This window comes from Celeribacter naphthalenivorans (assembly GCF_020524585.1).
Taxonomy (GTDB): Bacteria; Pseudomonadota; Alphaproteobacteria; order Rhodobacterales; family Rhodobacteraceae; genus Celeribacter; species Celeribacter naphthalenivorans.
Genome location: NZ_JAIVLK010000003.1, coordinates 23,521 through 46,139 on the forward strand (window position 1 = coordinate 23,521; position 22,619 = coordinate 46,139).

Annotated in this window: 31 protein-coding genes; 11 read left to right on the forward strand and 20 right to left on the reverse strand. The window is 59.6% G+C overall.

Annotated features, from left to right (window positions below; genetic code table 11):
• Positions 1 to 9: 9 nt before the first annotated feature.
• From LC094_RS06665 to folK, 11 genes are all read right to left on the reverse strand, one after another.
• Positions 10 to 342, reverse strand: a complete 333-nt coding sequence (locus LC094_RS06665) for a DUF1491 family protein (RefSeq protein WP_226551046.1) — start codon at positions 340 to 342, stop codon at positions 10 to 12.
• The gene (gene era / locus LC094_RS06670; protein ID WP_219783603.1) at positions 342 to 1,256 is read right to left on the reverse strand and encodes a GTPase Era; all 915 of its coding nucleotides are present in this window, start codon (positions 1,254 to 1,256) and stop codon (positions 342 to 344) included. Before era ends, LC094_RS06665 begins: the two co-directional genes overlap by 1 nt.
• Positions 1,249 to 1,938 (reverse strand): ribonuclease III, encoded by a 690-nt coding sequence (gene rnc / locus LC094_RS06675; protein ID WP_226551048.1) that lies wholly within the window; start codon positions 1,936 to 1,938, stop codon positions 1,249 to 1,251. Before rnc ends, era begins: the two co-directional genes overlap by 8 nt.
• Positions 1,935 to 2,717, reverse strand: coding sequence for a signal peptidase I (gene lepB, locus LC094_RS06680; RefSeq protein WP_226551049.1), 783 nt, complete (start codon positions 2,715 to 2,717; stop codon positions 1,935 to 1,937). Before lepB ends, rnc begins: the two co-directional genes overlap by 4 nt.
• A 145-nt stretch (positions 2,718 to 2,862) precedes the next feature.
• The gene (gene acpS, locus LC094_RS06685; RefSeq protein ID WP_226551050.1) at positions 2,863 to 3,267 is read right to left on the reverse strand and encodes a holo-ACP synthase; all 405 of its coding nucleotides are present in this window, start codon (positions 3,265 to 3,267) and stop codon (positions 2,863 to 2,865) included.
• Positions 3,268 to 3,312: 45 nt separating this feature from the next.
• On the reverse strand, positions 3,313 to 3,741 hold the full coding sequence (locus tag LC094_RS06690; RefSeq protein WP_226551051.1) for an ABZJ_00895 family protein: 429 nt from the start codon (positions 3,739 to 3,741) through the stop codon (positions 3,313 to 3,315).
• 22 nt (positions 3,742 to 3,763) lie between these two features.
• Entirely contained in the window at positions 3,764 to 4,507 is a 744-nt protein-coding gene (locus LC094_RS06695; protein WP_226551052.1) for a pyridoxine 5'-phosphate synthase, read from the reverse strand.
• 109 nt (positions 4,508 to 4,616) lie between these two features.
• Entirely contained in the window at positions 4,617 to 5,267 is a 651-nt protein-coding gene (locus LC094_RS06700; protein ID WP_226551053.1) for a DUF2062 domain-containing protein, read from the reverse strand.
• 18 nt (positions 5,268 to 5,285) lie between these two features.
• Positions 5,286 to 7,403, reverse strand: a complete 2,118-nt coding sequence (locus LC094_RS06705; protein ID WP_226551054.1) for a RelA/SpoT family protein — start codon at positions 7,401 to 7,403, stop codon at positions 5,286 to 5,288.
• Between the two features lie 57 nt (positions 7,404 to 7,460).
• Positions 7,461 to 7,814: a DNA-directed RNA polymerase subunit omega gene (rpoZ, locus tag LC094_RS06710; protein WP_167600880.1), complete on the reverse strand. Its 354-nt coding sequence runs from the start codon at positions 7,812 to 7,814 to the stop codon at positions 7,461 to 7,463.
• 103 nt (positions 7,815 to 7,917) lie between these two features.
• Positions 7,918 to 8,526, reverse strand: coding sequence for a 2-amino-4-hydroxy-6-hydroxymethyldihydropteridine diphosphokinase (folK, locus tag LC094_RS06715; protein ID WP_226552209.1), 609 nt, complete (start codon positions 8,524 to 8,526; stop codon positions 7,918 to 7,920).
• A gap of 148 nt (positions 8,527 to 8,674) precedes the next feature.
• Between folK and LC094_RS06720 the strand changes: the two genes are divergently transcribed.
• From LC094_RS06720 to LC094_RS06740, 5 genes are all read left to right on the forward strand, one after another.
• Positions 8,675 to 9,235, forward strand: coding sequence for a LabA-like NYN domain-containing protein (locus tag LC094_RS06720; RefSeq protein WP_226551055.1), 561 nt, complete (start codon positions 8,675 to 8,677; stop codon positions 9,233 to 9,235).
• Positions 9,236 to 9,367: 132 nt separating this feature from the next.
• Entirely contained in the window at positions 9,368 to 10,330 is a 963-nt protein-coding gene (gene ispH / locus LC094_RS06725; protein WP_226551056.1) for a 4-hydroxy-3-methylbut-2-enyl diphosphate reductase, read from the forward strand.
• Positions 10,327 to 10,938 carry a LysE family translocator gene (locus tag LC094_RS06730; protein WP_226551057.1) on the forward strand — a complete coding sequence of 204 codons (612 nt, stop codon included), beginning with the start codon at positions 10,327 to 10,329 and terminating at the stop codon, positions 10,936 to 10,938. Before ispH ends, LC094_RS06730 begins: the two co-directional genes overlap by 4 nt.
• A gap of 63 nt (positions 10,939 to 11,001) precedes the next feature.
• Entirely contained in the window at positions 11,002 to 11,463 is a 462-nt protein-coding gene (gene rnhA / locus LC094_RS06735) for a ribonuclease HI (protein WP_226551058.1), read from the forward strand.
• Entirely contained in the window at positions 11,460 to 12,083 is a 624-nt protein-coding gene (locus LC094_RS06740) for a trimeric intracellular cation channel family protein (RefSeq protein WP_226551059.1), read from the forward strand. Before rnhA ends, LC094_RS06740 begins: the two co-directional genes overlap by 4 nt.
• A 4-nt stretch (positions 12,084 to 12,087) precedes the next feature.
• Here LC094_RS06740 and LC094_RS06745 read toward each other — a convergent pair whose 3' ends face one another.
• The 7 genes from LC094_RS06745 to def (LC094_RS06775) are packed head-to-tail and all read right to left on the reverse strand — an operon-like array spanning position 12,088 to position 15,141.
• A complete protein-coding gene (locus LC094_RS06745) occupies positions 12,088 to 12,225 on the reverse strand; it encodes a hypothetical protein (protein WP_226551060.1) in 138 nt (45 codons plus the stop codon).
• Positions 12,222 to 12,461 (reverse strand): GlsB/YeaQ/YmgE family stress response membrane protein, encoded by a 240-nt coding sequence (locus tag LC094_RS06750; RefSeq protein ID WP_226551061.1) that lies wholly within the window; start codon positions 12,459 to 12,461, stop codon positions 12,222 to 12,224. Before LC094_RS06750 ends, LC094_RS06745 begins: the two co-directional genes overlap by 4 nt.
• A gap of 4 nt (positions 12,462 to 12,465) precedes the next feature.
• Positions 12,466 to 12,705: a hypothetical protein gene (locus tag LC094_RS06755; protein WP_226551062.1), complete on the reverse strand. Its 240-nt coding sequence runs from the start codon at positions 12,703 to 12,705 to the stop codon at positions 12,466 to 12,468.
• Positions 12,706 to 12,714: 9 nt separating this feature from the next.
• The gene (gene fmt, locus LC094_RS06760; RefSeq protein WP_226551063.1) at positions 12,715 to 13,620 is read right to left on the reverse strand and encodes a methionyl-tRNA formyltransferase; all 906 of its coding nucleotides are present in this window, start codon (positions 13,618 to 13,620) and stop codon (positions 12,715 to 12,717) included.
• On the reverse strand, positions 13,617 to 14,132 hold the full coding sequence (def, locus tag LC094_RS06765; protein ID WP_226551064.1) for a peptide deformylase: 516 nt from the start codon (positions 14,130 to 14,132) through the stop codon (positions 13,617 to 13,619). Before def (LC094_RS06765) ends, fmt begins: the two co-directional genes overlap by 4 nt.
• On the reverse strand, positions 14,129 to 14,620 hold the full coding sequence (gene def / locus LC094_RS06770; RefSeq protein ID WP_226551066.1) for a peptide deformylase: 492 nt from the start codon (positions 14,618 to 14,620) through the stop codon (positions 14,129 to 14,131). The genes def (LC094_RS06765) and def (LC094_RS06770) overlap by 4 nt, the downstream gene beginning before the upstream one ends.
• On the reverse strand, positions 14,620 to 15,141 hold the full coding sequence (gene def, locus LC094_RS06775) for a peptide deformylase (protein ID WP_226552211.1): 522 nt from the start codon (positions 15,139 to 15,141) through the stop codon (positions 14,620 to 14,622). Before def (LC094_RS06775) ends, def (LC094_RS06770) begins: the two co-directional genes overlap by 1 nt.
• Before the next feature lie 136 nt (positions 15,142 to 15,277).
• On the opposite strand from def (LC094_RS06775), the gene LC094_RS06780 reads away from it, so the two are divergent.
• Positions 15,278 to 16,456, forward strand: a complete 1,179-nt coding sequence (locus LC094_RS06780; protein ID WP_226551067.1) for a MalY/PatB family protein — start codon at positions 15,278 to 15,280, stop codon at positions 16,454 to 16,456.
• A 2-nt stretch (positions 16,457 to 16,458) separates the two neighbouring features.
• Here the strand turns inward: LC094_RS06780 and LC094_RS06785 are convergent, their stop codons facing one another.
• On the reverse strand, positions 16,459 to 16,806 hold the full coding sequence (locus tag LC094_RS06785) for a hypothetical protein (RefSeq protein WP_226551068.1): 348 nt from the start codon (positions 16,804 to 16,806) through the stop codon (positions 16,459 to 16,461).
• A gap of 276 nt (positions 16,807 to 17,082) precedes the next feature.
• On the opposite strand from LC094_RS06785, the gene LC094_RS06790 reads away from it, so the two are divergent.
• The gene (locus tag LC094_RS06790; protein ID WP_226551069.1) at positions 17,083 to 18,057 is read left to right on the forward strand and encodes a glutathione S-transferase family protein; all 975 of its coding nucleotides are present in this window, start codon (positions 17,083 to 17,085) and stop codon (positions 18,055 to 18,057) included.
• 17 nt (positions 18,058 to 18,074) lie between these two features.
• Here LC094_RS06790 and LC094_RS06795 read toward each other — a convergent pair whose 3' ends face one another.
• Positions 18,075 to 18,440, reverse strand: coding sequence for a response regulator transcription factor (locus LC094_RS06795; protein ID WP_226551070.1), 366 nt, complete (start codon positions 18,438 to 18,440; stop codon positions 18,075 to 18,077).
• Between the two features lie 218 nt (positions 18,441 to 18,658).
• On the opposite strand from LC094_RS06795, the gene LC094_RS06800 reads away from it, so the two are divergent.
• The 4 genes from LC094_RS06800 (at position 18,659) to LC094_RS06815 (ending at position 22,617) form a co-directional block, all read left to right on the forward strand.
• The gene (locus LC094_RS06800; RefSeq protein ID WP_226551071.1) at positions 18,659 to 19,603 is read left to right on the forward strand and encodes a threonine-phosphate decarboxylase; all 945 of its coding nucleotides are present in this window, start codon (positions 18,659 to 18,661) and stop codon (positions 19,601 to 19,603) included.
• On the forward strand, positions 19,600 to 20,523 hold the full coding sequence (gene cbiB, locus LC094_RS06805; RefSeq protein ID WP_226551072.1) for an adenosylcobinamide-phosphate synthase CbiB: 924 nt from the start codon (positions 19,600 to 19,602) through the stop codon (positions 20,521 to 20,523). The genes LC094_RS06800 and cbiB overlap by 4 nt, the downstream gene beginning before the upstream one ends.
• 52 nt (positions 20,524 to 20,575) lie before the next feature.
• On the forward strand, positions 20,576 to 21,748 hold the full coding sequence (locus LC094_RS06810; RefSeq protein ID WP_226551074.1) for a lytic murein transglycosylase: 1,173 nt from the start codon (positions 20,576 to 20,578) through the stop codon (positions 21,746 to 21,748).
• A gap of 125 nt (positions 21,749 to 21,873) precedes the next feature.
• Positions 21,874 to 22,617: a siderophore-interacting protein gene (locus LC094_RS06815; protein ID WP_226551076.1), complete on the forward strand. Its 744-nt coding sequence runs from the start codon at positions 21,874 to 21,876 to the stop codon at positions 22,615 to 22,617.
• The last annotated feature ends 2 nt before the right edge of the window (positions 22,618 to 22,619 follow it).

Sequence of the window (22,619 nt, forward strand, 5' to 3'; positions counted from 1 at the left end):
CGCGGAACGTCAATCAGACAGACCGGCCTCATCCAAAAGCGTGCGCCCCAGACGGTCCTCGACTTCAATGATCCAGAGATCAGGGTCAAAACTGCGTTGTTTGGCCAAGGAAGCATCCACATCACGCTCGTCGCCCTCGGCCAGAACGATCCACTCACGGCGATCTTCCATCAGGTTGAACTCGCGTTGAAACGCCTTGGCCTGACCGTCCAGCGTGTTGAGCTTGACCATCACGGCGCCAGCGGTCGCGTCGCCTTTTTTCACAACAAAGGCCGGAATATCGGCCAGCCGCAGCCGCGTCAGATAAGCCGAGACCCAGACATCCGCCGTCAGCCGCGCCATCAGTTGCCGTCTTTGAAATCGAGCCCCATTTCGCCGTAGCGCTCGGCCTCTTCCAACCAGTTCGGGCGCACTTTCACCTGCAGGAACAAGTGTACCTTGCGGCCCAGAAACTCCGACAATTCCTCGCGTGCGGCGCGCGAAATGCGTTTGATCGTCTCGCCACGTTTGCCGAGGATGATGCCCTTATGCCCGTCACGCGACACGTAGATCACCTGATCGACCTTGGCGGAGCCATCCTTGCGCTCTTCCCAATTCTCGGTCTCGACGGTGAGCTGGTAGGGCAATTCCTGATGCAGGTTCAGCGTCAGTTTTTCGCGGGTGATCTCGGCGGCAATCATCCGCATCGGCAGATCGGCGATCTGGTCCTCAGGGTAGAGCCACGGCCCCTCTGGCAGCTCGCGTGCGAGCCACTTGCGCAGGTCATCGACGCCTTTGCCCTTCTCGGCGGAAATCATAAAGGTCTCCACAAAGTCGCGGCGTTCGTTCATGTCCTTGGTGATCGCGAGGAGTTTCTCGACGTCCACCATGTCGATCTTGTTGATCGCCAATGCGACTTTCTGCTTCGGGTTCGAATGCTCGTCCAAAGCGGCCAAAATCGCCTCGACGCCCTCGGTGACACCCTTATGCGCCTCGATCAAAAGCACCACCACATCGGCATCCGCAGCGCCGCCCCAGGCGGCAGAGACCATGGCGCGATCCAATCGACGTTTGGGTTTAAAAATCCCCGGCGTGTCGACGAAGACGATCTGGCTGTCGCCTTCCATGGCGACGCCGCGAATGCGGGCGCGGGTGGTTTGCACCTTATGTGTCACGATCGACACTTTCGCGCCAACCATGCGGTTCAACAGCGTGGATTTCCCGGCGTTGGGTTCCCCGATCAGGGCCACAAAACCTGCGCGTGTCGTTTCAGCCATCTTTGGCCTCCAGTTTTGTCAAAAGCGCCTTGGCGGCGGCTTGTTCGGCCTGACGTTTGGAATTTGCTTCCGAGCGCTCCGCCTCGCCACTTTCCAGCGTCACTTCGATGGTGAAGATCGGCGCGTGATCGGGACCTTCGCGGGCGACTTCGGAATATTTCGGCGGCTTTTGCCCACGGGCCTGCGCCCATTCCTGAAGCGCGGTTTTGGCATCGCGGGCGTCGTCTTCGACCCGGTCGATGCGCTTGCCCCAAAGCCTGCGCACCAGCGCTTTGGCGACCTCAAACCCGGCATCGCGATAAACGGCGGCGATCACCGCTTCCATTGCATCGGCCAAAAGCGCCTCTTTGCGACGTCCACCCGACATCATCTCAGAGCGGCCCAGTTTCAGCACAGCCCCAAGGTCGATCTGACGGGCGACATCGGCACAGGTTTCCTTGCGCACCAGCGCGTTGAACCGCGGCGCCAACTGACCCTCTGAGGCGGTTTTGTCTTTCTCGAACAGCGCCTCGGCCATGGTCAGGCCCAGAACCCGGTCGCCCAGAAATTCGAGGCGCTGGTTGTCGGGACGGGTCGCGGACGAGATCGAACTGTGGGTGAGGGCGCGCAAGAGCAGTTCCGGCTGAGCAAACTCATGCCCGAGCCGCGCCTGAAACGCGCTTATATCTGCGGACATCTTCACTGGAGCGCCTTGAAGAAACGGTCTTTGCGCCAGGTCCAGAAATAGACAAGACGTTTGCCCGCAGACGAGAAAATGACGCGGCTCGCCTTCCCGACAATATATTCCTCAGGCACGTAACCCACGCCGCCCTGGGCTGCCGAGAGCCGGCTGTCGGCGGAGTTGTCGCGGTTGTCGCCCATGAAGAAATAGTTGTTAGCGGGAACGGTGTAGACCGGTGTGTTGTCGACGCTGGTGGGGCCGATGTTGAGGATCGAATGCTGACGCCCGCCCGGCAGGGTCTCGATGTATTTCTCTTTGGCACACTCGCCGCCAAGGCCGGTCGTGGTGGTGCAGGCCGGACGACGACCGGCGGCACCCTGTTTTTCATCAGTCTCGACGAACATACCATCAGGGGTCTGCGTCACCTCTTCGCCGTTGAGGAAAATCACACCATCGCGAATCTGCACCCGATCCCCCGGCATCCCGATCAGACGTTTGACGAAGGTGCGGTGCTCGGTCGGGTGTTCGAACACCACGATGTCACCGCGCTCAGGTTCAGAGCCAAGGATACGGCCAGAGATCGGGCAAAGGAAATTCACCACCTTCGGGCAAGACCATTGCGAATAGCCGTAGCTCATCTTGTTGACGAAGAGGAAGTCGCCGATCAGTAACGTGTCCTTCATCGAAGACGACGGAATAAAGAACGGCTGGAAGAACAGCGTGCGGAAAATCCCGGCGATCAGCAGGGCATAGACCACTGTTTTGATGGTTTCGGTCAGGCTGTCCTTGGCACTGCTCATCTTTTCGTCCTTTGGGGAAACGGTTTTACGCTTTAGCCGGATATGAAAGGCGCGCGGCAGGGAGTCAAGGCAAACGCCCGTGATGGTGGGGTTTTCGGGGGGTAATCGACAATTGGGCGCGCTTTATTTGTCCTTCGGGCAGGCTTCATATGTCCTTCGGACGGGCTTCGATCACCACGAAAGCCTGCGCCCAGGGGTGATCGTCGGTCAATGTCACATGGATGATCGCCTCATGGCCCGGCGGCGTCATCTCCTCGAGCCGCTCTTTGGCCCAGCCCGTGACCTCCATCACCGGCTGCCCGGTGTGGAGGTTCTTGACCGCCATGTCTTTCCACGAAATCCCCATTGCAAGACCTGTTCCAAGCGCCTTGGAACAGGCTTCCTTCGCGGCCCAACGTTTCGCATAGGTGCCCGCGACGTCGCGACGACGTTCGGCCTTGGCCTGTTCGATCTCCGTGAAAACGCGATTTTTGAAGCGCTCGCCAAAGCGCTCCAAAGTGCCGGTGATCCGGTCGATATTTGCGAGATCTGTGCCGATGCCCAGGATCATCCCTGATGCCCCATATAATGTGGCGCGATGCACGGCACGTTCGGATTAAGCCGCAGCTTTCGCGCGTTTCTTTTCCTCAACCTTGATCTTGTTCTTGGCAACTTGACCAAAGAAAAAGCCGCTGACGAAATATACCAAAAGCAGAAGAATGACGGAGGTAACAGCCGTCGCGATCATCGCGGTCGACGTGCGCAGTTCCGGAAGGACAGTCATAAGCCCCACATAACCGATGGCACCGATCACAAGGTTGACCAGCGTCGCCATGCGCGCAAAGGCGCGTTTTTCGGCTTTTTCAGGGATGCGACGTTCTTTTTTGTAAAAGAATTCCCCTTCGAAAGCAGCCGCACCGATGAGCGGCGCAACACCTGCCGCCATGCCCACGCTGGAGCCAAGAAATGCCTCAAGAATCCACAGCAGGATGCCCACAACAACCGTCAGGCCGATCAGGATCCCTGTATACCGCAAAACTTTCATATCATTAACCTTTTTATAGATTTTACTTGCGAGCTTCGTCCATCAAACGGCGCATCTCGCGAATCGCGGGGATAATACCCAAAAAGATAGCCTCGCCAATGAGGAAATGCCCGATATTCAATTCTGCGACCTCCGGCAGCGCAGCAATCGGTTGCACCGTGTCATAGGTCAGCCCGTGGCCGGCGTGGACCTCGAGACCGAGCCCATGCGCGAAAGCCGCCATCTCGGTCAGACGCTTCAATTCATCGTCACGCTCGGCAAATTTGCCCTCGGCGTGCAGATCGCAATAGGCGCCGGTGTGCAGTTCGACGACGGCGGCGCCGATGCGATGCGCGGCCTCGATCTGCGGCTGGTCGGCCGCGATGAAGATCGACACACGCGAGCCAGCGTCGCGCAGGGGCGCGATGAAATGCGCCAGACGGTTTTCCTCGCGCGCCACCTCAAGCCCGCCCTCGGTGGTCCGTTCCTCGCGCTTTTCCGGCACAATGCAGACCGCATGGGGTTTGTGGCGGAGCGCAATCGCCTGCATCTCATCCGTGGCGGCCATCTCGAAATTCAACGGCACGGAGAGGTTCGCGACCAGCGCCTCGATGTCCGCGTCCGTGATGTGGCGGCGATCTTCGCGCAGGTGCGCCGTGATCCCGTCAGCCCCGGCCTCTTCGGCCAGCTTCGCGGCCCGCACCGGGTCCGGGTAGGCCGAGCCACGCGCGTTGCGCACGGTGGCGACGTGATCAATGTTCATGCCGAGGCGGAGTTTCTGGGTCATGGTTTCGTTCCCAATCAAGATCGTTTGGCGCGGACAATAGCCTGCGGGTCGCGAAAGAAAACCGACAAATCCTGATCGAAGCGATCAAACCTCGTGCGGGCGTGTCGGGTTACGGTTTCTGAGCCGCTTTTTGCGCCTGTTTCTTGCGCCGCAACTCTTCGAGCTTGGCCTTAAGCTTGCCGCGGCGGCGGTTTTGATAAGCGGTCACCATCGGCAAAGTGATGTAATAGGCCGCAATCCCCGCCACGATGCCCGGAATGATGCCGCCGACCAGATAGGGCATGAAAATCTCATGCCAGAACCGGATCAGCGCATCCCAATTGGCATCGCGATCTGTGAACAGCGCCAGGAAATTGCGCCAGAAATCATCGGCTGCGTCGAAAAACTTGCCCGTAAAACTGCGCTCATGCTCGTGATCGAAACTCGTGCCCAGCAGGAAGTGGCCCATTTTCATCGAGATCACGCCAATCGGCACATAGGTCAGCGGGTTGCCGACAAAGGTCGACAAAAGCGCCGCGATGACATTGCCGCGCATCAGCTTGGCCAAGACAAAAGCGATGACGAAATGCAGGCCGAAAAACGGGGTGAAGACCGCGAAGACGCCAGCAAAGACGCCGCGCGCAATTTTATGAGGGGTGTCAGGCAGACGGTGAAGACGATGTTTGAGATACCGGACCGCCCGCCCCCAGCCGCGTTTGGGCCAGAGGGATTGCGCAAGCCATTGAAGTGGCTTTAGCTTTTCCCGGCGTTTAAAGACCACATCACCCTCTTGACCCCCTTAGGGCCGTCTGTCCAAATTCCTGTATCTGCGCACCCGTGCCACTTCGCTTTCGGCCTCAAGCGCCAGCATCACCGCATGCAGATGCTCCACATCGCGCAGGTCCACATCTACGATCAAACGGTAAAAGTCGGGCTTGCGATCGACGAAATTCAGGTCCGAGATATTGGCCTTTTGCTCCGCAATCAGCGTGCAGATACGGCCCAAAACCCCCGGATCGTTGGAGATCGTCAGATCCAAAGACACGGTGTATTGCGGCGCATGCGGCCCGGCGTGCCACTGCAGATCGACCCAGCGATTGGTTTCCGCCTCAAGTTCTTCAAGCGCGGGACAGTCAATCGCATGGATCACCACACCCTTGCCGCGATAGGTGATGCCGACAATGCGTTCGCCCGGCACCGGCTGGCAGCATTTGGCACGATTATAGGTCTCCCCCTCGGAAAGACCAAGCACCGCACGTTTCGCGTCAATCGCACCACTTTCGCGCACCAGCTCCGGATAGACCGCCTTGACCACCTCAGAGGCGGTGAGTTCCGCGGACCCAAGACGCGCCAAAAGTGCCTCGCTATCGGCCAGAGACATCTGTTTCGCCGCCGTCGCAAGCGCCTTTTCCGACGCCTTCTTGCCGACATGCTCAAACGCCACGCGGGCCAGTTCACGCCCCAGTTTGACAAAGCGTTCGCGGTTCTCTTCGCGCAAAGATTTGCGGATCGCCGCCTTGGCGCGGCCCGTCACCACGATGTCGAGCCAAGTTGCCTGCGGGCGCTGACCTTCGGCCGTCAAAATCTCAACGCTCTGGCCGTTTTTCAACCGGGTCCAAAGCGGCACGCGGATGCCGTCTACCTTGGCGCCGACACAGCTGTCGCCGATGCGCGTGTGGATCGCATAGGCGTAATCCAACGGCGTGCCGCCTTTCGGCAGCGACACCACCTCGCCTTTCGGCGTGAAGGTGAAGACTTTGTCGGAGTACATCTCCAACTTGACGTGTTCGAGAAACTCAGAGTGATCCTCTGCATTCTCGAACCGCTCGGTGAGGCTCGCCAGCCATTTCGTCGGATCGACGGCAAAGGGGTTCTGCGCGCGCACGCCGTCGCGATAGGACCAATGCGCCGCAACGCCGGATTCCGCGACCTCGTGCATTTGCCGCGTGCGGATTTGCACCTCGACGCGTTTGCCATCACGGCCCGACACAGTGGTATGAATAGACCGGTAGCCGTTGGATTTCGGCTGGCTGATATAGTCTTTGAACCGGGTCGGCACCGCGCGCCAACGCTGGTGGATCACCCCCAAAACGCGGTAGCAATCCATCTCGGTCTTGGTGATGACACGAAAGCCGTAAATATCTGACAGACGGGAGAAACTTTGCTGTTTCTCCTCCATCTTGCGCCAGATCGAATAGGGTTTCTTGGCGCGGCCGAACACATCGGCCTCGATGCCTTCTCGGTCCAGCTCCGTGCGGATATCGTTGGTGATCTTATGGATCACATCGCCAGTTTCGCGTTGCAGCAGGATAAAGCGGCGGATGATCGAATTGCGCGCCTCGGGATTGATGACCCGAAAGCTCAAATCCTCCAGCTCTTCGCGCATCCATTGCATCCCCATGCGGCCCGCCAAGGGCGCATAGATATCCATGGTCTCGCGCGCTTTCTGGAGTTGCTTCTCCGGGCGCATCGACTTGATCGTCCGCATGTTGTGCAGACGGTCGGCGAGTTTCACGAGGATCACCCGCAGGTCTTTCGACATGGCCATGAACAGCTTGCGGAAGTTCTCCGCCTGTTTGGTCTCTGTCGACGACAGTTGCAGGTTGGTGAGTTTCGTCACCCCATCCACGAGCTCCGCGATCTCTTCGCCGAACTTGCGCGCGACCTCTTGGTAGGACGCCCTCGTGTCCTCGATCGTGTCGTGAAGCAAAGCCGTGATGATCGTCGCATCGTCCAGAGACTGTTCGGTCAGGATGGCGGCGACGGCAACGGGATGGGTGAAATAGGGTTCGCCAGAACGGCGGAACTGCCCCTCATGCATTTCCCGTCCGTAGGCATAGGCCTCGCGGATCAGATCGGCATTCGTTTTGGGGTTATAGTTGCGGACCAGAGCGATCAGGTCTTCGACGTCGATCATTTTGGTCCGCGAACTCCGTGAATGGGGGCCACCATGAAACCCATGCGGCCCCGCCTCTTAGTTTTGCCCCTGCGCTTCCATCAGCGCGCGCAGCAGTTTCTCTTCGGACATGTCGTCCTCGGCCGGTTTGTCGGCCTCTTGCCCCATCAGGAGAGCCATCTGATCGTCTTCCGGCTCATCGACCTCGATCTGGGTCTGATGGCTTTCGATCATCCGCTCGCGCAGCGCGTCGGCGGATTGGGTCTCTTCAGCGATCTCGCGCAGCGCCACAACCGGGTTCTTGTCGTTGTCACGATCCACGGTCAGCGGAGAGCCAGCGGCAACTTCGCGCGCACGGTGGGCGGCGAGCATCACGAGCTCGAAGCGGTTCGGAACCTTGTCGACGCAATCTTCAACGGTCACGCGGGCCATGGGATCTCCAATCGTTTGGACAGACATAGGAATGCGTCGGGACGCATTTGTTCAAAGGCTCTATTTAGGGGCTCAGCCCCCTATTGACAAGCGCCCTTTCCCCTTAATTCACGCGGATTTCAACTCCGGACATGGGTTTTACCTCGGTTTTCTCGCTCTCAGGCCGGGCGGCAAGCATCTCGGCGACGGTTTGGCCCAAAAGCGGATGTCGCCAGTCGGGGGCGAGATCGGCAAAGGGAATCAGCATGAAAGCCCGATCCTGAATGCGCGGATGCGGCAGAATAAGCTGATCCGGCGCACGCACCGTTTGCTCGGCCAAAGGCAAATCGATCCAGGCCTGAACGGAGCGCGCATCGGGGCGCACCTCATCCGCGTAGGCCATGAGGTCCAGATCGATCGGACGTCCGGCCCAACGCGTCTTACGCACCCGTCCCAGCTCCGCCTCGATCTCGTGCAGAACCAACAAAAGCGCCTCAGGAGGGCCGTCGAACATGACTTCTGCGGCAAAATTCACGTAATCCGGCCCGGCCCCAGCCGGAAAACAGGGCGTCTCGTAAATCTGGCTAAGCCCCTTGACCTCGACACCCTTTGCTGTGAGCGCTAGCAAAGCGGCCTGCAAAGTTTCCATCGGAGTGCCGGTTTCAGAGGGCAAATTGGCGCCGAACGCGATCCATGCGCGCATTTTCGCCCAGCCCAAAGATGTCTCTCGCACCAAGTTTTTAACGCCCTATCTTTTTTGGCAAGTTCAGTTTCGGTGCATTTCATACTATTCAGCAGGACAGAAAGCCAAGAACAACTGACTGTCCCCATGGAGATTGCTGTCGGGGCGGTCCAAAAAACAAGATATAAAGGACCTTTATATGTTTTATAAAGATGAGCGGCTTGCCTTGTTCATCGATGGGTCGAATCTCTACGCAGCGGCAAAATCGCTCGGGTTCGATATCGATTACAAACTGCTCCGACAGGAATTCATGCGCCGCGGTAAATTGCTGCGCGCATTCTACTACACCGCATTACTTGAAAACGATGACTATTCGCCGATCCGCCCGCTGGTCGATTGGCTGAACTACAACGGGTTCACCATGGTCACCAAACCGGCCAAGGAGTTCACCGACTCCATGGGTCGACGCAAGATCAAGGGCAACATGGACATCGAGCTTGCCGTCGATGCGATGGAACTGGCCCCTCATGTGGATCACATCGTGCTCTTCTCCGGCGACGGCGATTTCCGTCCGCTGGTCGAAAGCCTGCAACGTCAGGGCGTGCGCGTCTCTGTCGTTTCCTCGATCCGCACCCAACCGCCGATGATCGCCGATGAGCTGCGTCGCCAGGCCGATAATTTCATCGAGCTGAACGACCTCAAAGACGTGCTCGGGCGTCCGCCGCGCGAACCGCGCGAAGATGACGGTTACGACAACTGAGTTTTGAAAGCCCTCGCCGTCTCGGCGGGGGCTTTTCACTTACCGGCCATTTGATCTGTCGGCCTTTTGAACTTCCGGTCGTTGCACTTGGACCCTTTCGCCGCTACCTCTGAAAAAGATCAGGAGTGCCGCATGACCGAAACGACCCCCAAGCCCCCTCTTATGCTCTATCTCGCCGCCCCGCGCGGGTTCTGCGCCGGCGTCGACCGCGCGATCAAGATCGTCGAAATGGCGATCGAGAAATGGGGGCCGCCGGTCTATGTCCGCCATGAAATCGTGCACAACAAATTCGTGGTCGATGGGCTGAAAGAGAAAGGTGCTGTGTTTGTCGAGGAGTTGGAAGACTGCCCCGACGACCGCCCGGTGATCTTTTCCGCCCATGGCGTCCCGAAAGCCGTGCCCGCCGAGGCCGCCAAGCGCGAGATGGTCTATGTCGACGCCACCTGTCCGCTGGTGTCCAAGGTCCATATCGAGGCGGAGCGGCACCACGCCGACGGGCTTCAGATGATCATGATCGGCCACGCCGGTCACCCGGAGACCATCGGCACGATGGGGCAACTGCCCGAGGGCGAGGTTCTCTTGGTTGAGACGCCCGATGATGTGCCGGGGCTTGAGGTGCGCGACCCGGAACGTCTGGCCTTTATCACCCAGACCACATTGTCGGTCGATGACACGGTCGATGTGATCGCCGCCCTGCGCGCGCGCTTCCCCAATATCGTCGGCCCGCACAAAGAAGACATCTGTTACGCCACCACCAATCGGCAGGCGGCCGTGAAAGCCATTTCCTCAAATATAGACGCTCTTTTGGTCATTGGTGCGCCGAATAGTTCTAATAGCAAACGTTTGGTCGAAGTTGGCAAAGCCAATGGCTGCGCCTATTCTCAGCTTGTGCAACGTGCCCCCGACATCGACTGGCGCGCTCTTGCGGGCATCACCTCCGTCGGCATCACCGCAGGGGCGTCGGCCCCCGAGGTCTTGGTCAACGAGGTGATCGACGCTTTCCGCGCCCGCTTTGACGTGACCGTCGAGCTGGTGGAAACCGCGCAGGAAAACGTCGAATTCAAAGTCCCCAGAGTTTTGAGAGAACCCGCATGAGTTTTGAGTTTCTCCTGACCGCCTTCATCGTCTGCCTCGCCCCCGGCATCGGTGTGATTTTCACCCTTTCCACCACTTTGGGGCGCGGATTGCGTGCCGGGCTTTGGGCGGTTTTGGGCTGCACGCTCGCCACCGTCGTCCATCTCGGCGTGGCGCTTGCCGGGCTGGCCGCCGTGTTGCACACCTCCGCGCTTTTGTTTTCCGCGATCAAATACGCCGGTGTCGCCTACCTGCTCTACATGGCCTGGGGCACGCTCAAAGGCACAGGCGCGCTCGAGGTCAAACCGGATCATCAACCGCATAGCGCCGCAAGCTTGGTGCGTCGCGGAGTTCTCTTGAACCTGCTGAACCCGAAACTGCCGATGTTTTTCGTCGCCTTCCTGCCGCAGTTCGTTCCTGCGGATGCGACCCATACGAATATGCTGCTCGTCGAGCTTGGCTTCGGTTTTGTCGCCATGACATTTGCTGTCTTCCTGCTTTATGCACTCGCCGCCGGATTCTTGCGCGCACGCGTGGTTGAAAGCGAGTGCACCATGGCATGGATGCGCCGCATCTTCGCCGCCTCCTTCGCAGGCCTTGGAGCCAAACTCGCCTTTGAGCGCGCATGAGACCCCAAGCCTTCACGCGAAGACTTGACCATTCGCCCGTAGCCTCTATCACCCGATCCCATCATGGCTGAATTTTACGCATATACCGACGGAGCCTGCTCCGGAAATCCCGGCCCGGGGGGCTGGGGCGCTTTGTTGCAGGCAAAGGACGGCGGCACGGTCGTCAAAGAACGCGAACTTAAGGGCGGCGAGGCAGAGACCACGAACAACCGGATGGAATTGCTCGCGGCGATCTCTGCGCTTGAAACGCTGGGACGCCCGACGTCTATCACCATCGTCACCGACAGCGCCTATGTGAAAAACGGTGTCACCGGCTGGATTCACGGCTGGAAACGCAACGGTTGGAAGACCGCCGCGAAGAAACCCGTGAAGAATGTCGACCTGTGGCAGCGCATCGACGAGGCGCAAAAGCGGCATGATGTGACCTGGGAATGGGTCAAGGGCCACGCCGGGCATCCGGAAAACGAGCGCGCAGATGAGTTGGCCCGCGCGGGCATGGCGCCGTTCAAAAAGGGTGCCACATGACACCTCTGGCGGCCCTCGATTACGCCTCGGTCATCGTCTTTGCGATTTCCGGTGCTTTGGCCGCCTCCCGCGCTCAGCTCGATCTCGTTGGCTTCGCCTTTGTCGCCTGTCTCACGGCGGTGGGCGGCGGGACGCTCCGCGACCTGTTGCTCAATCGCGAGGCCGTGTTTTGGGTCGCCGACCCGACCTATATCGTCATCGCCTGTCTTGTGTCTGCCGTGGTATTTTTCACCGCGCACCTTTTTGAGAGCCGCCAGAAAGCCCTTTTGTGGGCGGACGCCGTGGCGCTTTCGGTCGCTGTTGCGGCGGGCGCTGGTGTGGCGCTTAAGCTCGGACAACCGCCGGTGATCGTGGCCCTCATGGGCGTCGCGACCGGGTGTTTTGGCGGCATGATGCGGGACGTCGTCTGTAACGAAGTGCCTTTGATCCTGAAGCACGGCGAGCTTTACGCCTCGGCGGCTTTGGCCGGACCTTTGGCATTGCTTTTAGCATCTCAATTTGAGATTCCGCGTTTCTTTGAATTTATTATATGTGCGATTGTGACATTCATTCTGCGCGCCGGAAGCCTGGCCTGGGGTTGGTCCCTCCCCGTCTACAAGTCGCGTCCCCCAAAGAACTAGGGCCTTACGCCTTAATATACCACGTCGCCGCCACCGCGAGGCAGCAGGCGACGAACCACCCTCCGGGGCGGAACATCAGCCAAAGCCCGAGGCCGAAGAGGATGCGTGCAAGCATCCCCGGAATGGACAGGAGCCAGATCATCTGCGCCCCCTGATCGCTTTCCACGCCCAGATCAACAGCATCGCACCAAGCACGGCCCCGACAAAGCCCGCCGCCACGCCAGAGAGCATCAAGAGAAAGCGCAGCACAAGCCCGCCGATCAAAGCGCCAAACATGCCGATCACCACGGTGGTGATCAGGTCGGTTTTCAAATCCATCACGCGGGTCGCAATGAACCCGGCGGCGGCTCCGACGATGATGAGGAACAGGACCGGCATGGGTTCAACGCCTCCGCCAATGGGTCGGCACGATGATCAGCGCGCCCAGCGAGGACACGATGGCATTCAGCCCCGGAGAGCCAAAGCCGACACCGAACATGAGTTTGACGAAATAGGCCAGAAACGCACCGCCGACACAGATGATGATCGAAGGCAGGATACCGTTGCGGGTAAAGCCCGTCTTTTCGCAAATATAGCCGACGATGCCCGCGATAACGACCGTGCCGATCAGGATTGGAAACATGACGCGCCCCTAGTCGAACCGGCTGCCCTTTGGCAGATCCAGCCCTTTCAAAATCTCTGCGACAGGCATAGCACGTTTGCCCTCGCGCTGCGCGGTGAGAATTTCGACCGCGCGGTCCCCGCAAGCAATTGTGAAGTCGTCCACCACTTCGCCGGGGGCGCCGGAGGCGTCCGTCACGCGGGACATGTGGAATTTGATCCGCTCGCCGTTGAGCGAGGCCCAGGCACCGGGAAAGGGCGAAAGACCCCGGATTTGCCGGTCAATCTGAGTGGCGGGGCGGGTCCAGTCGATCTTGGCCTCAGCTTTGTCGATCTTACGCGCGTAGGTCACGCCATCCTCCGGCTGCGGCTCCGGGACGAGTTGGTCCAGCGTGTCGAGCGCCACTGTGATGGCGTCGGCGCCCATGTCAGACAGACGATCATGCAGGAGGGCAGTGGTGTCTTCTGCGGTGATCTCGGTTTCTTGGCGCAAGAGCACCGGGCCGGTGTCGAGACCTGCCTCCATCTGCATGATGCAGACACCGGTTTCATTGTCACCTTCGAGGATCGCGCGATGGATCGGCGCAGCCCCCCGCCAGCGCGGCAAAAGCGAGGCATGGATGTTCAAACACCCGCGCTGAGGCGCATCGAGGATGCTCTGCGGCAGCAACAGGCCGTAGGCCACGACCACGGCGATCTCGGCGTTCAGGTCCTGAAACGCCGCCACATCCGCCGCATCTTTGAAATTCACCGGATGGCGCACCGGCAAGCCAAGCTCTTTGGCGCGAGCTTGCACCGGCGTCGGGCGGTCTTTCTTGCCCCGCCCCGCCGGACGCGGCGGCTGGCAATAGACGCAGGCAATGTCATGTCCCGCCTCGACCAGCGCGTCGAGCACAGACACGGAAAAATCGGGGCTGCCCATGAAGATCACTCTCATTTCATCGCTCCCATCTTCTTGGCCTTTTTCAGGAACATCTGACGTTTCACCGGCTTCAAGTTGTCGAAATACATCTTGCCGTTCAGGTGGTCGATCTGGTGCTGCACAGAGGTGGCCCAGAGGCCGACGAAATCGCGCTCTTCGATCTCGCCCGCCGCATTGAGAAAGCGCACGGTGACGGCGCGCGGGCGCGAGATCGCGGCGGACATGCCCGGCAGGTTGGGCGAAGCCTCTTCGTGTTCGCGCAGCTGCACGGAGGCGTGGAGCACTTCGGGGTTCGCCATCAAAACCGCCTTGCCGCGTTCGTCCGAACAATCGACCACGGCCAGTTGCTGCATCACGCCGATCTGCGGCCCCGCCAAGCCATATCCCGGCATGGCATCCATGGTCTCGACCATATCGGCCCAGATGTTGCGGATCTCATCGGTGATCTCCGCGACGGGCGGCACAGCGGTTTTCAGGCGCTTGTCCGGGTAGGCCACAAAAGGGCGTTCTGTGGGCGTATATGTCATGCGTAAATCTCCTCGAGACGGGCGCGGGTTTTCGCATCAATGCGGTCGAAATGCACCAACCCGTCGAGATGGTCATATTCATGCTGAATGATGCGCGCCTCGGCGCCCGTCATTTCGCGTGCGTGGCGCTGCCCGTCGAGATCGGTCCATGAGAGCGTGATACGCTCGGGCCGCGTCACAGTGGCTGTAATGCCGGGAATAGAGAGGCAGCCCTCGTCCATCTCGCAGGTCTCATCGGAGAAACCCGCAATCTCGGGATTGATCGCGACAAGCGGCGATTTTTCGCCCTCTTTCCACGTCGCATCCATCACGAAGAGCCGCAGCATCGCGCCCACTTGCGGCCCGGCAAGGCCCCGCCCCGGCGCGTCATACATCGTCTCGAACATGTCAGAGACCAACGTGCGAATGTCGTCGGTGATCTCATCCACCGGCGCGCAAGAGGTGCTCAGCCGCGCGTCCGGCCAGAGCAGGATCTCGCGCCGCGCCATTAGGGACGAGCCCTCTCGCGCTTGAGCTTTTGCATCTTGCGGGTGATCATCTGACGCTTGAGCGGCTTGAGGTAATCGATGAACAGCACGCCGTCCAAATGGTCGATCTCATGCTGAACACAGGTCGCCCAGAGCTCGTCGAACTCCTGCTCATGCGCCTTGCCTTCGACATCCTGCCAGCTCACGCGCACCATCTTCGGGCGCTCGACCTCGGCATATTGGCCGGGGATCGACAGACAGCCCTCTTCGTAGACGTTGCGCTCGTCGCTTTTCCACGTCACCTCGGGGTTGATCAAAACCATCGGTTCTGGGCTACCGTCCGCCTCCTTGGCACAATCCATCACCAGCATACGCTGGATCACACCGATCTGCGGCGCGGCAAGCCCGATGCCCGGCGCGTCATACATGGTTTCCAACATGTCGTCGGCCAGCTTGGCGAGCTCCTTGTCAAACTCGGTGACAGGATCGCAATGCTTTTTGAGGCGCGGATCGGGGTGAATGAGGATCGGTTTGAGTGTCATGCCCTGCATTTAGTCAAACCAAGGGGGCCGCGCAACTGTGCAGCGCTGAAATCGCGTAGCCCCTTTTGCAGGATTGCGGTTTTCTTTCGCCCCGAGGCGGGATTAGGCTCGCGGCGGACCTCAAAAGGAGTTTTGCATGACCAACCCGCTGTTCGACCCGATCATCCCCCGCTTTGGCACCCATTGCGCGAAATGGGACAAGATGGAGGGCATCTACGGCGTGCCTTCCGAGGATGGGATTGCGATGTGGGTGGCGGATATGGACTTCCGCCCGCCTGCCGTGGTGCAAGCCGCCGTCGAGAAGATGGCCGCGCATGGCATCTACGGATATCTGGGCGATGACAGCGAGTATCTGGCCGCCATTCAATGGTGGATGAAAAACCGCCATGGCTGGGAGGTCAGCCCGGAGTGGATTTTCACCACGCATGGTCTGGTGAATGGCACAGCACTTTGTGTCGACACCTACACGCAACCGGGCGATGGCGTGGTCCTGATGACGCCGGTTTACCATGCCTTCAGCCGGGTGATCAAAGCCGCCGGGCGCGAGGTGGTCGAATGTCCTCTGGCGCTTGAGGGCGGCAAATATGTGATGGATTTCGACGCCTGGGATGCGCAGATGACCGGCAAGGAGACCATGTTGGTCTTTTGCTCGCCGCACAATCCGGGCGGCCGGGTCTGGAGCCGGGACGAGTTGGAGGGCGTGGCCGCGTTCTGCCAGCGTCACGACCTTATTCTTGTGTCGGACGAGATTCACCATGATCTGGTGATGCCCGGGAATACTCACACGCCGATGGCGCTGATCGACGGGATCGAAGATCGGCTGATCATGATGACCGCGACCACGAAGACCTTTAACATCGCGGGCACGCATTCCGGCAATGTCATCATCCCGGACGCCAAATTGCGCGGAAAGTTTGCGGCGCGGATGACCGCACTGGGGATTTCGCCCAACTCCTTTGGGCTGGAAATGGCCACCGCCGCCTATAGCCCCGAAGGCGCCGCCTGGGTCGATGAGTTGGTCGTCTATCTCGACGGCAACCGACAGATTTTCGATGCGGCGATTGCGGAGATTCCGGGGCTGGCCTCGATGGCTTTGGAGGCCACCTATCTGGCTTGGGTCGATTTTTCCGGCACCGGCATGAGCCCTTCAGAGTTCACCGCAAGGGTCGAGAAATCCGCGCGCATCGCCCCCAATCATGGGCCGACCTTTGGTAAGGGCGGAGAGCTTTACCTGCGCTTCAACCTCGCCACGCAGCGCAGCGTGGTTGAGACGGCCTGTACCCGTCTCAAAGAGGCGTTCAGCGACCTACAGTAAGGTTAACGCGGCAACAAGGCGATCGGCGCGTCATCGGGCCGGTCGTAATCCAAAGGCGGCTTGTCGCTGGCCACGGTCGAGCGTTTGAACTCAAAGCTCATCTCATGTCCGTCGTCCGTCGCCGCCACAATCAGCGCCTGATAGAGGTGCCGCGTGCCATCAAAGACATCGACCAATCCACGCAGATGCTCGGTGTTGTCGCGATCCAGCGCAAAGCCATTGTCCCACGTCCGAAGGATCGGATAGGTGTCGTCCCCGACTTTGACGCGCAGTCGAGACCGGCGCTTGAGATCACGCTTGCGGGCCATCTCAAGACCTTCAAGCACCTCTTTGGGTAAAAAATCAGTCATGGTGGCCTCCCTGGCAGTCTTCTTCTCGCCGAAATGCTGCGCAGCATCTGTGGCTTCTTAAAGCTTGGCGCAAACATGGTTTCGGTCAAGTTAACCGTTTCGCCATGTGCCAAGTTCCGCCATGAGAGTCACCGGATTGCCGCAATTCCCGTTCGAAGTGAACGCTCACAGCCCCTCATGTGCATCCGCGCACCATCTATGCGCCCTGACGCCTGTTTGCGCATCAATGCAAAGCGGTTACCTCAATGTAACCACAAGCGGAGGAAAGAGGGTCACATGGGCTATTTGCAAGACGGGATTTGGCACGACGGCTGGTACGACACGGCCAAGTCCGGCGGAAAATTCGAACGCACCACGGCAGGGTTCCGCAATTGGGTGACCCCCGACGGGCAGCCCGGCCCCAGCGGCCAAGGCGGCTTTGCCGCCGAGAGCGGGCGCTATCACCTCTTTGTGTCCTACGCTTGCCCTTGGGCGCATAGGGCCTTGATTTTCCGCGCTTTAAAGGGGCTTGAAGAGCATATCACCATCTCGGTCGTGCACCCGGACATGATGAAAGACGGCTGGACCTTTGGCACGGATTTCGAGGGCGCGACGGGCGACACGCTTTTGGGAAAACGCTTTCTGCGCGAGGTCTACCTTGAGGCCGATCCGCATGTTTCCGGTCGCGTCACCGTGCCGATCCTTTGGGACAAGAAAACCGCCACGATCGTCTCCAACGAATCATCCGAGATCATCCGCATGTTCAATTCCGCCTTTGACGGGATCACCGGCAACACGTTTGATTTCTGGCCCGAAGAGCTGCGCGATGACATTGAGGCCATGAATGCCCGCATCTATGAGCCGATCAACAATGGCGTCTACAAAGCCGGTTTCGCCACAACGCAGGCCGCCTATGACGAGGCGATCCACCCGCTGTTCGACGGTCTCGATGCCTTGGAAGATGTGCTGTCCGAGCGTCGCTACCTTTTGGGCGAGTGTCTGACCGAAGCCGATTGGCGCCTGTTCACCACGCTCATCCGCTTCGACAAGGTCTATCACACGCATTTCAAATGCAACAAACGCATGCTGAAGGACTATCCGAACCTTTGGGCCTACACCCGCGAGCTATATCAAATGCCCGGGATCCGCGAGACCACGCATTTCGATCACATCACGCGGCACTATTTCTACAGCCACGACATGATCAACCCTTACCGCATCTTGCCGATCAGCCCGGAGATTGATTTCGACGCGCCGCATGAACGTGGTTAAGGCGGCGTAGGCGGCGTTCAGGACGCCGCTTTCCCATAATGCGCCACCATGGCACTGAGATCATCGGGATCGACCTGTTTGGGCACAAAGGCACAGGCATTCGCCGAATGCTGGAAAATCGATCCATCCGAGAAAAAACTCGAATTCGTGGTGAAAATCACCCGCGTTTCGGGATGGCGATAATTGGCATAATCGGCCACCGCAAAGGCCGATCCCTCATCGAGTACAAGGTCCAGAACGATCAGCTCCGGCGCGCTATGCTGCAGAGCGGCAATCGCTTCGTCCTGCCCCTGCACGAGAGACACATCCATGCCCTGACGCTCCAGATGGCGTTTCCAGATCTGCCCAAGCTCAGGGCTGCTTTCGACGATCAATACCTGCATGCGCTCTCTGACCACGGGTCACGCCGCGATCCGTTTTTTATCTCTCTGACGAGGAAGTGGATTCGATAGGTCAAAGTAACGGACCTTTAACTTGGTGGTCAATCGCGTCGGAGTCGCTCCTCGCTCCAGAAAAGCTAAGATTTTAACTTGCACTCTCTGACAAGCCCGCCGAAACACATGCCAAAGGGGCAGCTCAAGCGCCCCCATCGGGAGGGCCTATGAGCAAACATCGCGATCATGGTGGGGGTTTGGATGCCGCTGTCGCCCGATATGGCGGCGAGAAAGCCGATTGGATCGACCTCTCAACCGGCATCAACCCGACCCCCTATCCCATCGGCGAGATTCCGCAAGGCGCATGGTCCGCATTGCCGGATGCCGCGGCTCAGGACGCCCTGATCCAGGCCGCGCGCAGCTTCTGGAACGTGCCGCGTGGTGCCGCCATCCTTGCCGCGCCCGGCGCCTCAAGTCTCATCGCACGCTTGCCCGCGCTTTGGCCCGTTGGGCAGGTCGAGGTTCAAACCCCGACCTATAACGAACATGCCGGCGCTTTCGATGCACATGGCTGGCAGGTCTCTCACCAATCCAACCCGTCCGCAGATGTGCAGGTGGTCGTTCACCCGAACAACCCCGACGGGCGGCTTTGGCGGCACGAGGAATTGACCGCGCCCTATGTGATCATCGACGAAAGCTTTGGCGATGTGATGCCGGAGGAGAGCCTGATCGAGCGCGTTTCCGATGGTCGCACCATTGTCCTCAAGAGCTTTGGCAAGTTTTGGGGGCTGGCCGGTCTGCGCCTCGGGTTTGCCATCGGCGCGCCGGAGCTGATCGACCGTCTTTCCAGCCTGATCGGCCCTTGGGCGGTGTCCGGCCCGGCGCTCTCTATTGGAACGGCGGCTCTGAATGAGCCCGGATGGGCCGCAGCAATGAATATCAAATTAAAACATGATATAGAAAAATTAGATCACCATATGATCCATAAGGATGCAAAGCCTATTGGCGGCACCACTCTCTTTCGTCTCTATGAGACCCCGGATGCCCGCGCCTTTCAGAACAGATTGGCCAAGGGTCACGTCTGGTCGCGCATCTTCCCCTATTCCGACACTTGGCTGCGTCTTGGTCTGCCGCCAGAGGACAAGTGGGATCTGCTGGAGGCGGCGTTGTGAACACTGCCGCCGCGCTCTTTCTCGCTCTGGCACTCGACGCGATTTTCGGGGAACCGAAATGGCTTTGGGATCGGATGCCGCATCCGGCCGTCCTGATGGGGCGATTGATCGGCTGGGCTGATCGGCGGTTCAATCAAGGCGCCCGACGCAAAGCCAAGGGCATTCTTGTGATGACGGCTTTGGTGATCGGCGCTGCCGCTCTTGGGAGTGTGCTGCGCCATATCCCGTTGGTCGAGATTGTGCTCGGCGCCATTCTTCTCGCCCAGAGGTCGCTGGTCGATCACGTTAAGGCGGTCGCACGCGGGCTCGAAACCTCGCTTGAAGCGGGACGTCATGCCGTGTCGATGATCGTCGGGCGGGACACCTCCGAGATGGACACCCCCGCCGTTGCGCGCGGCGCTATTGAATCTGCGGCGGAGAATTTCTCCGACGGTGTGATCGCGCCCGCCTTCTGGTTTCTGTTGTTCGGTCTGCCCGGCATTCTGGTCTATAAAATCACCAACACCGCCGACAGCATGATCGGCTATCGCACCGAGCGGTACAGGGATTTTGGCTGGGCCGCCGCGCGGTTGGACGATGTGCTCAATCTGATCCCTGCCCGCCTCACCGCGCTTTTGCTGTTTCCCTGGCGGAACATGCATGGATCACACGAGGCAAAGCTTTCGCTCTGGCAAGAATTCTATGTCGATGCCCGCCGACATCGTTCCCCCAACGCCGGTTGGCCCGAGGCCGCCCTGTCGCGCAAACTTGGTATCGCCCTCTCCGGCCCCCGCGCCTATCATGGCGAACTGCGTGACTACCCATGGGTCAATCGCTATGGCCGCGAGGCCACCGTCGGGGACATTGACGCCGCCTGCGTCCAGCTCTGGCGGGCATGGTCCATGGTTTTGTTCTGCCTCGCTTTCCTGTCATTTGCCTGACACGCTCAGCCCCGCTATCTTGCCCCAAAATATGACTTTAAAAGGTGTCTTCATGCGTTCTCTCGGCCTCGTGCTCGCCCTCTCCCTCGCCTCCCCCGCTGTTGCGGATGTCTCCTGTGGCGGAAATTTCTCAAGCTTTGTCAATCAGATGAAGCAATCCGCCGTGAGACAAGGCCATGCACAGGCCAATGTCGACCGGTTCTTTGCCTCCGTGCGCCACGACCCCGCTGTCATCAAGGCCGACCGCGCGCAGGGCGTGTTTCAAAAGACATTCATCGACTTTTCCCGCGCTCTGATCAGCCAAAACCGGATTCAGAACGGCGCCGCCAATGCTTCGAAGTACAAAAGCGTTTTCGACCGGATCGAGCGTGACTATGGCGTCTCGCGCGGCGTGCTTTTGGCCTTTTGGGCGCTGGAGACCGATTACGGTCAGGTGCAGGGCAATTTCAACACGCTGAACGCGCTGATGACCCTGAGCCACGATTGTCGCCGCCCCGAGTTGTTCCAGCCGCAGGTCTTCGCAGCCCTCACCCTGTTCGAGCATGGCGATTTCGATCCGGCGACCACGCAGGGCGCCTGGGCCGGTGAGATCGGCATGGTGCAGATGCTGCCGAAAGACATCCTTGAAAACGGTGTCGACGGCGACGGCGATGGTCATGTCCGGCTCAAAACCTCCGCCCCGGATGCGCTCATGTCCGGTGCGAAAATGCTGCGGCATCTGGGCTGGCGCGCGAATGAACCGTGGTTGCAGGAAATCACCCTGCCCTCGACCCTCGACTGGTCGACAACGGGCCTGAATCACAAGATGTCCGTGCGCGACTGGGAACGCCTCGGCGTCAAACCTCGCAGCGGGTCGTTCCAGAACGGCAATCTTCAGGCCTCGGTGCTTTTGCCGATGGGGCGCAATGGTCCGGCCTTCCTCGCCTATCCGAATTTCGAGGTCCTGTTCGAGTGGAACAAGAGCTTTGTCTATGTGACGACTGCGGCCTATTTCGCCACCCGTCTCGAAGGTGCGCCGGTCTATAATGCGGGCAACCCGGATGCCGGGCTTTCGGGCGCACAGATGAAGCAGCTGCAACAAAAGCTCGTGAACATGGGCTACGATGTGGGCGGCGTGGACGGCATTCTGGGCGAGAAAACCCGCGAGGCGGTGCAAAGCGTTCAGGAAAAACTGGGCCTGCCTGCGGATGCCTGGCCGACACCTGCTCTGTTGTCACGCCTATAAAACAAGGGGTTTCGGGGGCAGTGGTCCGAGATGCACAGGTCCTGTGTTATGGCAGGGCTTGCATTTTCTGAGTAAAATAGTTTGTTTTGCGCAAACATCAGAATAACCAGTGAAAGTGAAGAGCCATGACTGCCCCCACCATCCGCCGCATGCGGCATGAGCTGAAATTCCGCGACCTCACCGTGGCCAGCACCGAACGCCTGACCCCGCATATGATCCGCATCACATTGAGCGGGGCCGATCTGGCGGATTTCGCCAGCGGTTCGTTCGACGATCACCTCAAAATGATTATTCCCACGGACGGAGACTCGGCGAAACGCGATTACACCCCGCGCCGGTTCGACACCGAAGCCCAAGAGCTTATCATCGACTTCGCCGATCACGGCGAAGGTCCGGCGGCAAGCTGGGCACGCGATGTGAAAGCCGGCGACACGGTTCAGATCGGTGGCCCGCGTGGCTCGCGCGTGATCGAAGGCGAGATTGCCCATTGGGTGCTGATCGGCGACGAAACCGCCCTCCCCGCCATGGGTCGCAAACTCGAAGAACTGCCCGCAGGTGTGAAGGTCACGATGATCGCCGCCGTGCCGGGCAGCGAAGATGAACAAGTCATCGAAAGTGCAGCCGATGTGACCACCCATTGGGTACATCGTCCGATGGATCAGGCGACCGAGGCTCAGCCCTTCTTGGACGCCCTGCCGCAGATCGCGTTGACGCCGAACACTTTTGTCTGGATCGCCACCGAGGCCGGGATCGCCAAGCAATTGCGCGAGGCTGTTCTCGACATGGGCCACCCGCTGCAATGGCTGAAGGCGGCGGGCTATTGGATCAACGGCGAGGCCGAAGCCTCGATCAAGGATTTCGACGCCTAAGG